The organism is Aquihabitans sp. G128, from assembly GCF_019048865.1.
Classification (GTDB): Bacteria; Actinomycetota; Acidimicrobiia; order Acidimicrobiales; family Iamiaceae; genus Aquihabitans.
Genome location: NZ_CP077604.1, coordinates 1,815,342 through 1,830,087 on the forward strand (window position 1 = coordinate 1,815,342; position 14,746 = coordinate 1,830,087).

General features: G+C 74.2%; 13 protein-coding genes. 6 read left to right on the top strand and 7 right to left on the bottom strand.

The window, feature by feature from the left end; genetic code table 11:
* The 4 genes from KSP35_RS08660 (at nucleotide 1) to KSP35_RS08675 (ending at nucleotide 4,074) form a co-directional block, all read left to right on the top strand.
* The gene (locus tag KSP35_RS08660; RefSeq protein ID WP_217000926.1) at nucleotides 1–927 is read left to right on the top strand and encodes an acyl-ACP desaturase; all 927 of its coding nucleotides are present in this window, start codon (nucleotides 1–3) and stop codon (nucleotides 925–927) included.
* Between the two features lie 173 nt (nucleotides 928–1,100).
* On the top strand, nucleotides 1,101–1,307 hold the full coding sequence (locus KSP35_RS08665) for a hypothetical protein (protein WP_217000928.1): 207 nt from the start codon (nucleotides 1,101–1,103) through the stop codon (nucleotides 1,305–1,307).
* Nucleotides 1,308–1,329: 22 nt separating this feature from the next.
* Nucleotides 1,330–2,877: a flotillin family protein gene (locus KSP35_RS08670; RefSeq protein ID WP_217000930.1), complete on the top strand. Its 1,548-nt coding sequence runs from the start codon at nucleotides 1,330–1,332 to the stop codon at nucleotides 2,875–2,877.
* Nucleotides 2,878–3,075: 198 nt separating this feature from the next.
* On the top strand, nucleotides 3,076–4,074 hold the full coding sequence (locus KSP35_RS08675; RefSeq protein ID WP_217000932.1) for a hypothetical protein: 999 nt from the start codon (nucleotides 3,076–3,078) through the stop codon (nucleotides 4,072–4,074).
* 7 nt (nucleotides 4,075–4,081) lie between these two features.
* Here the strand turns inward: KSP35_RS08675 and KSP35_RS08680 are convergent, their stop codons facing one another.
* The 7 genes from KSP35_RS08680 to KSP35_RS08710 all read right to left on the bottom strand — a co-directional run bounded on the left by KSP35_RS08680 (nucleotide 4,082) and on the right by KSP35_RS08710 (nucleotide 12,206).
* Nucleotides 4,082–4,873, bottom strand: coding sequence for a hypothetical protein (locus tag KSP35_RS08680; protein ID WP_217000934.1), 792 nt, complete (start codon nucleotides 4,871–4,873; stop codon nucleotides 4,082–4,084).
* 11 nt (nucleotides 4,874–4,884) lie between these two features.
* Nucleotides 4,885–6,078, bottom strand: a complete 1,194-nt coding sequence (locus KSP35_RS08685; protein WP_217000936.1) for a hypothetical protein — start codon at nucleotides 6,076–6,078, stop codon at nucleotides 4,885–4,887.
* Between the two features lie 66 nt (nucleotides 6,079–6,144).
* A complete protein-coding gene (locus KSP35_RS08690) occupies nucleotides 6,145–8,346 on the bottom strand; it encodes a YceI family protein (RefSeq protein ID WP_217000938.1) in 2,202 nt (733 codons plus the stop codon).
* Between the two features lie 111 nt (nucleotides 8,347–8,457).
* Complete coding sequence (locus tag KSP35_RS25025; protein WP_217000940.1) at nucleotides 8,458–10,071, bottom strand: DNA polymerase Y family protein; 1,614 nt, start codon at nucleotides 10,069–10,071, stop codon at nucleotides 8,458–8,460.
* Nucleotides 10,068–10,805 carry a hypothetical protein gene (locus KSP35_RS08700; RefSeq protein ID WP_217000942.1) on the bottom strand — a complete coding sequence of 246 codons (738 nt, stop codon included), beginning with the start codon at nucleotides 10,803–10,805 and terminating at the stop codon, nucleotides 10,068–10,070. Before KSP35_RS08700 ends, KSP35_RS25025 begins: the two co-directional genes overlap by 4 nt.
* Nucleotides 10,806–10,959: 154 nt before the next feature.
* Nucleotides 10,960–11,397: a cytochrome c family protein gene (locus tag KSP35_RS08705; protein WP_217000944.1), complete on the bottom strand. Its 438-nt coding sequence runs from the start codon at nucleotides 11,395–11,397 to the stop codon at nucleotides 10,960–10,962.
* 53 nt (nucleotides 11,398–11,450) lie between these two features.
* Complete coding sequence (locus tag KSP35_RS08710) at nucleotides 11,451–12,206, bottom strand: hypothetical protein (RefSeq protein ID WP_217000946.1); 756 nt, start codon at nucleotides 12,204–12,206, stop codon at nucleotides 11,451–11,453.
* Between the two features lie 116 nt (nucleotides 12,207–12,322).
* Between KSP35_RS08710 and KSP35_RS08715 the strand changes: the two genes are divergently transcribed.
* Both KSP35_RS08715 and KSP35_RS08720 read left to right on the top strand, forming a co-directional pair.
* Nucleotides 12,323–13,435, top strand: coding sequence for an AI-2E family transporter (locus KSP35_RS08715; RefSeq protein ID WP_217000948.1), 1,113 nt, complete (start codon nucleotides 12,323–12,325; stop codon nucleotides 13,433–13,435).
* Nucleotides 13,436–13,513: 78 nt separating this feature from the next.
* Nucleotides 13,514–14,743 carry a TIGR00300 family protein gene (locus tag KSP35_RS08720; RefSeq protein ID WP_217000950.1) on the top strand — a complete coding sequence of 410 codons (1,230 nt, stop codon included), beginning with the start codon at nucleotides 13,514–13,516 and terminating at the stop codon, nucleotides 14,741–14,743.
* Nucleotides 14,744–14,746 lie beyond the last annotated feature (3 nt).

The following is a 14,746-nucleotide window of genomic DNA, read 5'->3' on the forward strand; positions in this document are numbered from 1 at the left end:
ATGTTCCCCAACGACGTCCTCCTCAACGAGCTCGAGCCGGTGGTGGCCGGGCTGTTGGACAAGCACCTGGCGGCGTCGAAGGAGTGGTTCCCGCACGAGCTCGTGCCGTGGAGCCGGGGCCGTGACTTCGAGCCCGGCGTCGACTGGGACCCCGACGAGGTCCAGATGGACCCGGCGGTGCGCTCCAGCCTCTTCGTGAACCTCCTCACCGAGGACAACCTCCCGTACTACTTCCGCACCATCGAGGCGCTGTTCGGCAGGGACACGGCCTGGGGCACGTGGGCCCGCCGGTGGACCGCCGAGGAGGGCCGGCACTCCATCGTGCTGCGCGACTACCTCACCGTCACCCGGGCGCTCGACCCGGTGGCCCTGGAGCGGGCCCGCATGCAGCAGGTGGAGAAGGGCGAGGTGCCCGAGGTCGACCTGGTCACCGACGGCATCGTCTACGTCACGCTCCAGGAGCTGGCCACCCGCATCGCCCACCACAACACCGGCAAGCTGCTCGAGGACCGCACCGGCTACGAGGTCATGAAGCGCGTGGCCGCCGACGAGAACCGCCACCACCTCTTCTACCGGGACCTCGGCACCGCCGCCCTCGAGGTCGACCCCTCGGGCATGGTCGTGGCCATGGAGCGCCAGGTGCGCGAGTTCGAGATGCCCGGCACGGGCATCGTCGACTTCGAGTCCCACGCCTACGCCATCGCCAAGGCCGGCATCTACGACTTCACGGTCCACCACGACAACGTGCTGGTGCCGGTGATCCTCCGCCACTGGAACGTCGAAGCCCTGGAGGGCCTCACCCCGGAGGCCGAGCAGGCCCGCGCCAAGCTGCTCAAGCGCATGGAGCGGATCGCCCGCGTCGGCCGCCGGTTCAGCGCCGATCGCGAGCGCGAGGCCGAGGCCGAGCTCGTGGGCGCCACCGCCTGATCGGACGGCCTGCCCGTCGCCCGTCGCGGCGCCGTCCCGGCGATGTGGGAGGGTGTCAGGAAGCCGTAAAGGCCGATGAAACAAGTTGCAGACAACTTGGCCTGAGCGGAAGATCAGACGTGCCGACCCGACAAGTGGTCCAGGGCCGGCGGGAACGAAGAGACGGACGGAACATGGCTGATCAGAAGCTGGTCGGGAAGACGGGTCGGGTCACCGGCCGGGTCGTGCCCGGACGCATCGGCGAGGTCATGGTCCCGGTCCGGGGCGGCACCGAGGCGTTCCACGCCTACAGCGCCGACGACGAGGAGATCGCCCCCGGCACGCGAGTGCTGGTGGTCGAGGTCCTCCCCCCGCGCACCGTCGTCGTCACCCCCGTGTGACCACACCAAAGGTGGAACAGCAATGACTTCCCTGTACATCATCGGCGGATTGGTGGTCGTGGCGATCATCGTGGTCGTCGTGATCTTCAAGGCGACCTGGCGGGTGGCGGAGCCCAACGAGGCCCTGATCATCTCGGGCCTCCGGCACAACCACGCCACCGACGAGATCGAGGACTCCCTCGGCTTCAAGATCGTCACCGGCAAGGGCGTCCTGGTCATCCCCGGCGTGCAGACGGTGCGCCGCCTCTCCCTCGACCTCCGAGAGGCCGAGCTGGCCATCGACTGCGTCACCCACCAGGGCATCCCCCTCGGGATCCGGGGCGTGGTCATCTACAAGGTCGGCGACGACTTCGCGTCGATCGCCAACGCCGCCCGGCGCTTCCTCGACCAGCAGCCGATGATGGACAAGCGGGTCCACAACGTCTTCGCCGGCCACCTCCGGGCCATCGTGGGCAACATGACCGTCGAGGAGATGATCCGCGACCGGGAGAAGCTGACCCAGCTCACCCGTGAGTCCTCCGGCACCGAGATGCACAAGCTGGGCCTGATCGTCGACTCGCTGCAGGTGCAGGAGATCGAGGACCCCACCGGCTACATCGGCAACCTCGGCCGGCCCCACGCCGCCGCCGTGCAGAGCCAGGCCCGCATCGCCCAGGCCTCGGCCGACCGGGAGGCCACCGAGCGGGAGCAGGAGGCCGACGCCCTCAAGGCCGAGGCCCGTCGGGCCAGCCAGGTCAAGCAGGCCGGCTACCAGGCCGAGATCGACCGTGCCGCGGCGCTGGCCCAGCAGGCCGGCCCGCTGTCCGACGCCACCGCCCGCCAGGAGGTGGTGGTCGAGGAGACCAAGGTGGCCGAGCTCGAGGCCGAGCGCGAGGAGCAGCGCCTGCAGGCATCGGTCCGCAAGCCGGCCGACGCCCAGGCCTACCAGCAGGTCACCCTGGCCAAGGCCGAGCGCGACGCCCGCATCTCCGGCGCCGAGGCCGAGCGCCAGGAGGTCGAGCTGAACGCCGCCGCCAACGCCCAGAAGGTGAAGCTGGCGGCCGCCGCCGAGGCCGAGCGGGTGCGCCTCAGCGCCTCCGCCGAGGCCGAGCACGTCAAGCTCGAGGCCGAGGCCCGGTCGCAGTCGCTGCGCCAGGTCGGTGAGGCCGAGGCCGCCGCCACCCAGGCCAAGGGCCTCGCCGAGGGCGAAGCCGTCCGGGCCAAGGGCATGGCCGCCGCCGAGGCCATCAAGGCCCGGGCCGAGGCCCTGGCCGAGAACCAGGACGCGGTCATCGGCCAGCAGCTCGCCGAGAACTGGCCGGCCATCGTCGAGGCGGCCGCCAAGCCCTTCGGCGACGTCGACCAGATGATCCTGCTCAACGGCGCCCAGGGCCTCAGCGACGTGCTGGCCCAGGCCCTCAGCCAGGGCGTGACCGGCCTGCAGATGGCCCGCAACCTGCTGGCGGGCTCCAACCCGTCCAACACCAACGGGATCGGCAACGGCAACGGGAACGGCTCCGCCAACGGCGCCGACAAGCCGGCCGCCAAGGCTGCCGACGCCCCGGCCGACAAGGCCGCCGCCGCCAGCTGAGCCGGCGCTCGCGACACCCACCGGGTCGGGCCCGCGGGCGAACCTCGCCCCGCTGGCCCAGCCCGGTGGCGCGCCCGGGCCCCGCTACGGTTCCGTCGGCCGGCGGGCGAGCACACGGGCAGGAGCAGCGGGTTGCGGGGTCGAGGAGCACACACGGCGGGCACGGGCGCCGAGGCGCCGACGCGGGGGCGGGCCGGCGTGGCGGTGCTGGCGGTCGTCGCTGCCGTGGCCTTGGCCGGCTGCAGTTCCGGCTCCGGCAGCGAGGGCGCCGGCCCCAGCACCACGGGCCCACGAGCGGCGTCGACCACCACGGAGGACCGCGCCACCACCTCGTCGACGGCGGCCGACGGGCCGGGCCAGCCCGCCACGGGCGACTGCCCGGGCACCGACGACGTCGCCGCCCTGCTGGGCGGCCCGGTGCGCCGCTCCTCGACGGCCGGCGCGCCGACCACCTCCGACGCCCTGTCCTACGGCTATCGGGGCTGTGACTTCGACCTGCGCTCGGGGTCCGGCAGTGCGTCGATCACCCGCATCGACCTGCAGGGCGCGCCGGAGGGCGGGCTGCCCTTCGACGAGCTCCAGCGCCAGGCCCGCTCCGACGCCGCCGAGGACGGCTTCGAGGCGCTGCCCGACCTGGGCGACGACGCCTTCCGGGACGGGACCCAGGTCGCCGTGCTCCACGGGCCGGACCTGTTCTTCACCACCTACGCCGCCGCCTCGGCGGGCTCGATGGACGCCGATGCGCTGGCGACGAAGGCCGAGGCCCTGGCCGCCGGCGTGCTCGACGTCGACCTGAGCCAGGCCCCCGAGGCCCTCTGTGCCGCCTTCGACGGCGTCGTCGCCGACGCCGTCGGACCGGTCGACGAGACGGTCCCGACGTCCGGAGCGGTGGGCGTCGACGACGTCGACATCGACACGAGCGGGTGCCGGGCCACCCTCGGCGACGGCGCCACCGCCACCCTGGCGGTGGGCGACGGCTCCCGCTGGCAGGACTGGGTGGACGCCAAGGCCGCCTCGGACCTGACGGTGTCCTACGCCGAGGTCACCGTCGCCGGCCACGCCGGCTACGACGACGGAAAGGTCCTGGTGGTCGACGACGGCGAGCAGCCGCTGCGGGTGGCCACCGAGGACCTCGACCTCGATCCCGACGTCGAGGCCCAGCTGCGGGTGGCCCTCGCCGAGCTCGTGCTGGGCTGAGGACCGGTCAGGCCGGCCGGGCGAGCGGCGCCACGAGGGCGCCCCGCAGCCGCACCACGCCGGGCTCGGCGTCGAGGCGGCTGGGCGGCAGGACGAGGGCGCTCAGGGGCACCGGCTGCCCGTCGGCGTCGACGGAGGACGCCTCGACCACCAGGTCGTCCCCGTCGGCGGCCACCCGCAGGGTGGTGACCTCCCCCTTGCGGGCCGCCGTCGCCAGCAGCTCCTGGGCCACGCGCAAGGTGGCCAGCGAGGCCCCCGGGGTCACCGTTCCGGGCAGGTCGACGTCGAGGTCGACGACCGCGCCGACCTCTTCTCGCACCGCGGCGACCTCGATCTCGAGGGCGGTCCAGAGCGGGTGGAGCGCCGCAGCCAGCGGCGACGGATCGCCCTGCACCGCGGCCACGCTGTGGCGCCACGTGCGCTCCGTCCGGGACCGCTCCAGGGCCCACAGCGCGGCGGGGTCGGCGGCGCCGTCGTCGATGAGGCGGGCGGCGAGGGTGGCGGCTTCGGCGAGCGAGGCGACCGCCTCGGCGCTCGCGGCCTCGGCGCGGGCTCGGGCGGCGTCGGCGGCGTGCGACCGTGCCTCGGCAGCGGCGGCGGCCTCGCGAGCGGTCGCGGCCTGCTCGAGGGCGTCGGCCTCCTGGGCCCGGGCCAGGTCCCGCTCGGCCTCGACGGTGGCTCGGGCCGAGGCCGAGGCGGTCAGCTGCCGGGTGCGGGAGGCGAGGTCGCGGCGGGCCTGGACGAGCGCCACGAGGAGGATGGCGGCCACCAGGGCCAGGACGATGAGGGCGGGGAGCATCGGTTTCGACCCTAGCGACCGCCTCCGGCACCTCCGACGCGGCCGAGCAGGGCCAGGTAGACGTTGCGCACCGCGAGCGACTGGCGCACCTCGCCGACGATCTCCTCGAAGAACTCCTCGCGGTAGGTGCTGTCGGTGATCACGTAGACGGTGAAGTAGAAGCCCGACAGGCCGCCGAGGAACGTGGCCACGTGGACCAGGGCGCGGGTGACGGTGAGCTCGCGGCCGAACCACTCCCACGACAGCAGCTCGCCCCGCCCGATGGCGTCGCCCAGCCAGGCGTCGAGCACGTCGGGGCGGATGGCGATGAGGCCGAACAGGAAGAAGAAGGTGCCGATGGCCAGCGTCACCAGGAGCACCTGGACCGCTTGGCTGAACAGCAGGACGAGCAGCACGTTGCCCTGCTGGCGTCGAGACAGCGGCACCGAGGCCACCGAGTCGGCGGCGACCAGCTCGCCGGCCACCTCGGCGAGCGGGCTGTCGGTGCAGGCGTCGACCACGGCGGCGCCTGCCAGCTGGTCCCGCAGCTTGGCCAGCTCGCCGGGCAGCCGCACCAGCAGGAAGGCGGTCCCGACCAGGACGAAGAAGGCGATGGTGACGCCGAACAGCACGCCGTCGAGCGACGCCGAGACCTGCCACACCTCGGTGTTGATGAACAGCCCGACCGAGAACAGCAGGAGCAGCGGGAGGGCCCGGCCGAACAGGTCGAGCACCGCACCCACCTGGCGGGCCGTCTGCCCGAGGGCCCACCGGGTGAGCGGGACGAGGCCGTAGCTGGTGGCCAGGTAGATCACGCCCAGCAGGACGAGGTTGAACGCGGCGGTCAGCGCCGCCGAGCCGAGCTGGCCGCCGAACACCAGCGGCAGCGAGGCCGGGACCAGGACGAAGGCGGCCAGCTCGACGGGGCCGACGTCGTCGGGCCGACGGAACGGCGGTCGGCCTCGCGAGCGGTTGACCGCAGCCCACGCCGCCAGCAGCAGCGCGGCGCCGCCCACCAGCGCCAGGAGGTTCTGCCACCAGCTCCACTGCAGCTGCGGGGCGCCGAGCAGCTCGAGGAGGAGCACCAGGGTGAGCGCCGGGAGGGTGCGGGTGAACACGTCCTGGGTGGCCCGGTAGCCGTCGATGAGGTGCGGCGTGCCCCGCCGGAGGAACCACCGCTCGGTGGCGGCGATGAGCGCCGCGTCGCCCTCGCTGCCGCTGGCCATGCCGCAGTCTCGCGGCCGTCGGCGAGCGCCCGGGGGATCCCGAGCGGTCGCCGGAGGCGCGGCGGGTCAGCCGTTGCGCTGCTCGTCGGGGATCAGGGAGTACGTGCCGAAGCACATCTCGTCCTCGGTCCCTTCGGCGAACACGATGTACTTCGGCGCCCGGTTGGGGTCGGCGCTGCGGTCCCAGGCGCAGTCGATGCGGATCTGCTCGCCGGCCTTCACCCGCACCGGCTCCTCGAAGCCGTAGTTCATCTGCCAGTCGAAGCTCCAGTTGGGGATGTCCAAGAGGATCTTCTCGCTGGGCTGGTCCGGATCGAGCGTGAGGCGGATGCTCTTGCCCAGCGTGTGCATGTGGCCCATGGCCCCGATGATCACGCCGTCCTGGGGCACCTTGGCGATGCACGACGAGCGGGCGACGGAGCCGTCGAAGTCCTTGGTCAGCTCCTCGGGCGTGTGGCCGCACAGGGCGAGCAGGCCCGACTCGTTGCTGGCGCCGGCGCGGCCGAAGCGGGTGACGTTGTCGGCGATCGAGGCGTCCCGGTCGCAGAGCGGCTCGTCGGCGTCCTTCGGGGCGCAGGGGATCTCGACCGGGCCCAGCGGGTTGACCACCCGGAGCTCCTTGATCTTCGAGCCACCGGGATCGAGCTGGAGCGAGAGCCCCGACCGGTCGGCGATCGGTTCGTCGGCGTAGTGGTAGTGGATCTGCAGCACGAGCGCATCGCCGGGGTGCAGCAGCACGCCGGACTGCTCGGGGAAGATCACCGGCGACTGGCCCGGGACCCAGCCGGCCACCAGGTTGGCCTGGCCGGCGAAGCCGGCGTCGCGGGTGCGGGGCTGGCCCGGCACCCGGTCGGGGCGGCGGCCGCGCAGCTCCGGGCCGCCGTAGCAGCTCCAGCCGGGCTGGCCGTCCTTGCCGTCCTTGGCCTTCGACGACTGGACCTGCTCGTCGCTGACCTGGAACACCTGGGCGTGGTGGAGCTCCTGGACCTGGTCGGCCAGGAAGCGGTAGCCGGTCAGGTAGGTGTCCTCGGTGATCTTCGGGTCGAGCACGAAGCAGCGGTAGTCGTTGGTGTTGTCGATGCTGCCGAGGTACTTCGGGATCTCGAGGCTGAGGTCGTCCCGCGGCTGGAGCTCGGCGGCCTCGCGGGCCAGGGTGATCTTGGTCGTGGCCGGCACGTCGAGCTTGCCGCCGCCGTCGGACCACGCCGCCAGGGCGTCGAGGTCCTTGCTCGAGAGGGTGGCCACGTGGGAGAGCGGCACGCCCTTGTCCGAGGCGGGCCACGGCGGCATGTAGCCGGACTGCGTGACCGTCTTGATGCCGTCGGAGATCTTCTGGACCTCGCCGGCGGTGTCCATGGGGATGTGCTCGTCGGCCATCTGGCCGGTGGTGTGGCAGGAGGCGCAGTTCGCCTCGATGATCGGCTGGACCACCTTGGCGAACGACGGGCTGGTGGCGGTGCTGGTGGAGACCCGGCCGGCGGAAGCGACCTCGGTGGCGACATCGGTGGTGGTGGGGTCGACGGCGGTGAGCTTCAGCGTCAGCTTCACGTCGTCGGCGGTCTTGACCAGGCCGGCGATGGAGATGGGGCCGGCGTCGAAGCGGGAGAGCTTGGCGGTGGTGGTGGCCGTGGCGGTGAGCTTGCCGTCGACCAGCCGGGCGGTGACGTCCCAGGAGGCGGTGGCGCTGGTGCCCTTCAGCGTGACGAACCCGTCCATGGTGAAGGTCTTGCTCTGGCCCTCGACCAGCTTGCCCTCGAGCCCCTGCAGGTCCTGGGTGGCGAAGGTGGCCAGCGGGAACTGGTGCGACGAAAGGAAGTCCTGGCGGATGCGGGCGTCGCGCAGGTTGTTGTCGGAGCGGAACTGCTCGACGTTGACCACGATCTTGCCGACCCGGCTCTTGCCGAGGTCGCCGCCGTTGATGGCGAGGTCGCCGGCGATGCCGTGGGTGACGCCGGTGGCGGTGCTCTCGCCCTTGCCCACGAACGTCTCGGTGATGGCGTAGGTGAGCGAGGAGTGGGTGGGATCGATCCGGTACACGGTCTCGCCCGGCTTGGCGGTGAGCTTGGGGGCGGTGGGCACGGTGTCGGTGACCGACGCGTAGCGACGGGAGTCGACGATGGGCTTGACCTGCTTCCAGGCCACCACCCCGGCGACGGCCACGCCCAGCAGCACGACCGACAGCGACGCCCAGCGCAGCTTGTGGCTCCGCTTCGGCGCCTCGGGCGGTGCCGGTGGCAGCGCGTCGTCGGTGAGCTCGGTGTCGGTCATCGGCGTTCCCACTTCCCCTTCGTGCACCGCCACCCCAAGCGAGGCGGCGCACCTCGGCGACAGCTTGGCACACGTCCAGGTGTTTGCACGATGCGTGCAAACACCTGGCCCTCAGTCGTACGTGGCCTCGATCGACCAGTGGCCGGACTCGAGGGTGAGGAGGTGGGCGATGCCCTCGGTGGTGGTGACCTGGAAGCGGGCGCGGCGACGGTGGGCCGAGGGGTCCCACCAGCGCTCGTCGACGGGCCAGGGGCCGGCCCAGGCGGTGAGGGCCACCGGGGCGTGGCCGGCGCGGGCCAGCGAGGCGGGGGCGGCGGTGACCTCGGCCCGGCCGGTGAGGCCGACCGGGCGGCCGCCGGCGTCGAGCACGCGGACCGGCTCCGGATCGGGGGCCACCGCAGCGGGAGCCGGGGCCGGGACCCGACCGGGCCAGGGGGCGGTGATGGCGCCGGGCCGGGCGGCGGGGCGGGGGGCGGTGAGGTCGACGGCGGCCACCGGGACCCGGGCCACCCGCTCCCCCGGGCCGCGCCCGCCACGCAGCTCCGGGACGGTGACGGCCTCGAGCCCGAGCGTGCCCTGGACCCGGGCCACGGCACGCAGCACCCGCTCGTCGACCAGGGTCTCCCCGCCCCAGAAGCCGAGCTGGCGGCCCCGGGCGGCCACCACCTCCACGGGCACCAGGGTCAGGCGGCTGATGCCGGCGGTGGGCCGGGCCGTGGAGGAGCCCGACAGCCACCCGTCGAGCTGCCAGCGCACCCGGTCGGCCAGGGCGCCGGCGGTGAGGGCGCCCTCGTGGCGCCAGTGGCGGGCCAGCACCTCGCCGTGGCCGGTCTCGGCCTGGACCAGCACGTGGGTGCAGGCCAGCCCGTCAGCAGCCAGGCGGGCGTGGAGCTCGTCGGCCAGCACCTTGGCCACGAAGGCGGCCAGCTCGACCCGGTCGGCTGGCGGGTCGAGCTCGCGGGTGGCGGCGAGGTCCGGGGCCGGGCGGCGGGCGTCGAGCGGCCGGGGGTCGAGCCCCGAGGCCAGGCGGTGGGCCACTGCGCCCGGGTGGCCGAAGCGGGCCAGGACGTCGGCCGGCGCGAGGTCGGCGAAGGCGGCCAGGGTGCGCAGCCCGAGGCGGCGCAGCACGTCGACCAGGTCGGGCGCCTCCAGCACCTCGCCCAGGGCGTCGACGGGGTGGGGGGCCAGGAAGGCCGGGGACGCCAGCGGTGGGACCACCACCGCCTGCTCCTCCCGGCGCTCGGCGCGCTGGGCGGCGAGGAGGGCGGCGAAGGCGCCGTCGGCCACGCCGACGTGCACGGCCACGCCCGCCCCAGCCGCCCCGCCAGCCATCCACGCCGTGCGCTCGGCCAGGGCGTCGTCGCCCCCGAAGTAGCGCGACGGGCCGCGCGTGGCGAAGGCCAGGGTGCCGGGGCGGGTGACCTCCACCCGAGGCGTGATGGCATCCAGGGCGGCGGCCACCGGCTCGAAGGCCCGGGCGTCGCGGCCGGGGTCGTGCTCCAGCACGGTGACGTGCGGGCACCGGCGCTGGGACTCCCGCCGCCGGAGGCCGGTGGTGATGCCCGCCGCCCGGGCGGCGGGCGAGGCGGCCAGGACGCGGTTGGCCCGGACCACGATGGCCGGTTCGTCGCCGCTGACGCCGGCCGCGGTGACCGGCCAGTCCGGGCAGTGGACCACCAGGGTGCGGGTGGGCGCGTCGGCCCCGGCGGGCACCGGGGCGCTCACCCGGCGTCCCGCAGGGCGATCTCGGCGGGCGGCGCGGCGGCTGCCGGCCGAGCGGCGGGAGCGGCCGACGGGGCCACCGTGGCGATGGCGCCGTCGGGACCGGGGAGCCAGAGCTCGCCCTGCCGGGGGCGATCGGCGCCCCGACGCCCGGTGACCTCCACCAGGACCCGCCGGGCCTGGAGGCGGCCGTGGCCCGGCTCGAGGCCCACCCACGCCGAGGCGGCGGCCGCCACCACCAGGTCCGGGGCCTGGGCCCAGGCCCCGAGGTGGCCGCCCACCTGGAGCACCACCGAGCCGCGGTCGCGCGCCCGGGCCTGCAGGCGGCGCTGCACGGTGGGGGTGACGGCCCGGGGCGGGCGGACCAGCACCACCTCGACCGCGTCCAGCAGGGCCGCCACCGTGGCCGCCCAGCCGTCGGGCTCGGGCTCGGCCACCAGCAGCACCCGCTCGAGGTCGACCCCAAGCTCCGATGCGGCCAGCAGCCCCAGGCGGGGCAGGCCCACCACCGCCACCCAGGACCCGGCGGCGGTGACCGGCCCGGCGAGGGCCAGGGCCAGGCTGGTGGCGGCCACGCCGGTGGTGGCGGTGGTGGTGCCCCGCACCAGGCCGCCCTGGGGCAGGAGGGCGGCCAGCGCCTCGGGCACCGGCAGGGTCCGCTCCCCCGCGCCGGCCAGCGGCCGCACCCGGTCGCCCAGCAGGCGGAGGGCAGCGAGGTCGGGGGCGGGGACGGGCACCGACCCAGTATCGAACACCTGTTCGATCTCGGCAACCGGCCTGGTCAGCCGGGTCCTGGAGCACCGGTGCCCCGTCGACGGGCGGCCGGCGCCTCGAACCCGACCCGCCCCGGCCGCCCGGTCGGGTCGGGTCGGGTCGGGTCGGGTCGACGGGCTAGCCGTCGGCCTTCGCCAGCTCCTTCAGGTAGGCGATGACGTCGGCGACCTCGGAGCCGCTGAGCGAGTTGGCCGGCATGATCGAGGCGAAGCCCTCCACCACCTGGGCCTTGGGGTCGGTGATGGCCTTCGACAGGTAGGCGTCATCCGCGGTCACCGCCTTGCCGTCGGCCAGCTCCACCTTCGAGCCGTACAGGCCCTTCCAGGTGGGCCCGGTGCTCTTGTCGCCGTTGGCGGTGTGGCAGGCCTGACAGCCGTTGCTCTTGGCCACCTCCAGCCCGCGCTTGCCGGCGGCGGTGGTGGGGTCGGGGGCCCCGGCGGTGCCGCCGTCGCCGCAGGCGCTCAGGGCGCCGCCGGCCACGGCCAGCAGCGACAGGCCGCCGACCACCAGCCGGTGGCGGCGGGCGAGGCGGGGGGACGGGGTGCGACGGGTCATCGGTGCAGCGGTCGTCCGGGCGCCGGCGGCGGTTCCCCGGGGTGACCGGTGGCTCAGGCCGGCGGGGCCTCGGGGTCGGCCGCGGCCACCTCGGGATCGGCGGCGGTGGCGGCCGGGGCGTCGGGGTCCCCCGCCTCCGGGTCCGGGGCGGTGGCCGCCTCCGGGTCGGACTCGGGCGCAGCCGCGACCTCCGGATCGGCCTCGGTGGCCGCCTCGACCTCGGCAACCGGCTCGGCCGCAGGCTCCGGGGCGGTGGCCGCCTCCGGCTCCGACTCGGGCGCCTCGGCGACCTCCGGATCGGCCTCGGTGGCGGCGTCCGGCGCCGCGGCCTCGGCCTCCTCGGCCGGCGACGGGTCGTCGGTGGGGGCGGTCTCGGCGGCGTCGGTGGCGGTGGGCTCGGGGGCCGGGGCGTCGTCGACGGTGGCGGGCGTGGCGTCGGCCGGGACGGCGGCGGCCTCCGGGGAGGCGGCGACCTCCTCGCTCGGCGCGGCGGCCAGTGACTCCTCGCCGGCGCCTTCGGGGGCGTCGGGGTAGAAGCGGTAGAGGTTCTCGACGATGCCCTTGAGCCCGTCGGACGTGTAGCCCTTGGCGAGGTCGACGGTGACGATGTTGCCGTTGATCTGCACGCCGGCCACCCCGCCGTGGGCGAGCAGCCGGCGGGCCAGCTCGTCCGGGGGGCGGTTGCCCCACACCTCGGTACCGGCGAGGTACCGCTCGTGGCCCATGCCGGTGATGGCACGGTTGGTCTCGAACCGGACGACGCCGGGGTTCGACGACGGCTTCTCGTTGACGACGATCGACTGGCCCATGGTCAACGCACGTTAGCGACCCGCCTGGGCCCGGCTCCCATCCGTCGACCGCCTCCGCCGGTCACCCGGGCGGCCCATCCACCGGGCGGGCGACGGGCCTCGGTACGGTCGCCGCGATGGACCAGGAGCGCCGCGAGGTCGACGTGCGCCACGTGGCGCTCACCACCCTCGTGGTGGTCAGCGTGACCCTGGTGTCGGTGGGCGCGGTGCTCGCCGTCGGGCGCCTCTGGAAGGTCGTCACCTACCTCATGGTGGCGATGTTCTTCGCCGTGGTGCTGACCCCGCCCATCGACTTCTTCCAGCACAAGCTCAAGATGCGCCGCGGCATCGCCACCTTCCTGGTGTTCCTCATCGGCCTCGCCGCCCTCTCCGGGCTGATCTACGCCTTCGTGAAGCCGCTGGTGGACCAGGGCCGGAAGTTCTCCGACAACGTGCCGACCATGGTGGAGGACGCCCAGAAGGGCAAGGGCCCGGTGGGCCGCCTGGTGAAGAAGTACAAGCTCCAGGACTGGGTCGACGACAACCGCGAGACCATCGACAAGCAGGCCCGGGCCGCCGGCGGCAAGGGCCTGTCGGTGGTCCAGTCGGTGTTCTCCGGGATCATCGCCGCGGTCACCGTGCTGGTGCTCACCGTGCTGCTGGTGGTGGGCGGGCCCGACCTCAGCGAGGCCACGGTCAACATCCTCCCGGAGCGACATCGCCAGCGCGTCCGGCGCGTGGCAGCCGACGCCGCCAAGGCGGTCTCGGGCTACATGTTCGGCAACGTGGTGATCTCGATCGTCGCGGGCATCAGCGCGTACGTGTTCCTGCGCATCGCCGGCGTGCCCTACCCGGAGGTGCTCGCGCTGTGGGTGGCCTTCGCCGACCTCATCCCGCTGGTGGGCGCCACGCTCGGCGCGGTGCCCACCATCGGCTTCGCCTTCCTCCACTCGCTGCCCGCCGGCATCGCCGCCATCGTCTTCTTCGTGATCTACCAGCAGTTCGAGAACAACGTCCTGCAGGTCACGGTCATGGCCCGCACGGTGAACGTGAACGCGCTGGGCATCTTCGTCTCGGTGCTCGTCGGCGTGGAGCTCTTCGGCCTGCTCGGCGCCCTCCTCGCCATCCCCGCCGCCGGCGTGATCCAGGTGGTGGTGCGGGACCTGTGGGACGAGCACCAGGGCCGCCTCAAGGAGGAGCCCAGCATCGGCACCTCCGAGACCCCGCTCAGCGAGGCCACCCCTTCCTGAGGGCCCCGGCGCGCCGGCGGCCCAGGGCGCGATAGACACGCTCGGGCGGGGGGGGATCCGTCGCACGAGGAGGATCACGTGGCCGTCACCGAGACCTACGAGCTCGAGGGGCACATCGTCGACTCGCTGCTGCTCGCCAAGGTGCTGGACCTGGTGCTCGAGTCGGGCGCCGACTACCGGCTCGAGCTCGTCGACATCGGGCGCACCGCCACCGACTCCAGCCGGGTGGTCATCGAGATCACGGCCGAGGACGACGAGCACCTGCTGCGCCTGGCCGAGCAGCTCCAGGTCCACGGCGTGAACCCGCTCCAGCACGACCCGGCGGTCCTGGAGGAGGCGGCCACCGACGGCGTGCTGCCCACCGGGTTCCACAGCACCACCAACCTGGCCACCGAGGTCAACATCGGGGGCCGCTGGGTGCCGGTGGTGAACCCGGAGATGGACTGCGGCATCGTCGTGGTCCCCGGCGCCGACGGCGGCCCGGCCGAGGTGCGCACGGTGCCCATGCACCGGGTCCGGGCGGGCGACCAGATCGTGGTGGGCGGCCTGGGCGTGCGGGTGCGGGCGCCCCGTGCTCCCAAGGGCGCGTCGTCGTTCGAGTTCATGGACTCCGACGTGTCGTCGGAGAAGCCCAAGGGCCTGCAGCTCACCGCCCTCGTCGAGCGCCTCCAGGCCGCCCGCGAGGCCGGCGAGAAGGTGCTGGTGGTCTGTGGCCCCGCGGTGGTCCACACCGGCGGGGCGCCCGAGGTGGCCCGGCTGGTGCGGGCCGGCTGGATCGACGTGCTCTTCGCCGGCAACGGCTTCGCCACCCACGACATCGAGTCCAACGTGCTGGGCACGTCGCTCGGGGTCTCGGTCACCTCCGGCGCCGGGACCGAGGGCGGCCACTCGAACCACCTGCGGGTCATCAACGAGATCCGGGGCCACGGCTCCATCGCCGCCGCCGTCGAGGCGGGCTACGTCGGCGGCGGCGTCATGTACGAGCTCACCAAGCGGGGCCTGCCGTTCGTGCTGGGCGGGTCCATCCGCGACGACGGCCCGCTCCCGGACACGACGACCGACGTCGTGGCCGCCGCCGACCGCATGCGGGAGCTGGTGCCGGGCGTGGGCGTGGCGCTGATGCTGGCCACCACGCTGCACGCCATCGCCACCGGCAACCTGCTCCCCGGGGCGGTCGACACCTGGTGCATCGACATCAACCAGGCCGTGGTCACCAAGCTGGCCGACCGGGGCAGCCACCAGGCGCGGGGCATCGTCACCGACGTCGGCCCGTTCCTCCGCCAGCTCGCCGACCAGCTGGGGGCCTGAGGC

What these genes read in the sequence shown, in the direction of transcription:
- KSP35_RS08665 (WP_217000928.1), top strand. Translation starts at nt 1,101, where the DNA reads ATGGCTGATCAGAAGCTGGTCGGGAAGACGGGTCGGGTCACCGGCCGG.
- KSP35_RS08680 (WP_217000934.1), bottom strand. Translation starts at nt 4,873, where the DNA reads ATGCTCCCCGCCCTCATCGTCCTGGCCCTGGTGGCCGCCATCCTCCTC.
- KSP35_RS08705 (WP_217000944.1), bottom strand. Translation starts at nt 11,397, where the DNA reads ATGACCCGTCGCACCCCGTCCCCCCGCCTCGCCCGCCGCCACCGGCTG.
- KSP35_RS08710 (WP_217000946.1), bottom strand. Translation starts at nt 12,206, where the DNA reads ATGGGCCAGTCGATCGTCGTCAACGAGAAGCCGTCGTCGAACCCCGGC.
- KSP35_RS08660 (WP_217000926.1), top strand. Translation starts at nt 1, where the DNA reads ATGTTCCCCAACGACGTCCTCCTCAACGAGCTCGAGCCGGTGGTGGCC.
- KSP35_RS08670 (WP_217000930.1), top strand. Translation starts at nt 1,330, where the DNA reads ATGACTTCCCTGTACATCATCGGCGGATTGGTGGTCGTGGCGATCATC.
- KSP35_RS08715 (WP_217000948.1), top strand. Translation starts at nt 12,323, where the DNA reads ATGGACCAGGAGCGCCGCGAGGTCGACGTGCGCCACGTGGCGCTCACC.
- KSP35_RS08690 (WP_217000938.1), bottom strand. Translation starts at nt 8,346, where the DNA reads ATGACCGACACCGAGCTCACCGACGACGCGCTGCCACCGGCACCGCCC.
- KSP35_RS08685 (WP_217000936.1), bottom strand. Translation starts at nt 6,078, where the DNA reads ATGGCCAGCGGCAGCGAGGGCGACGCGGCGCTCATCGCCGCCACCGAG.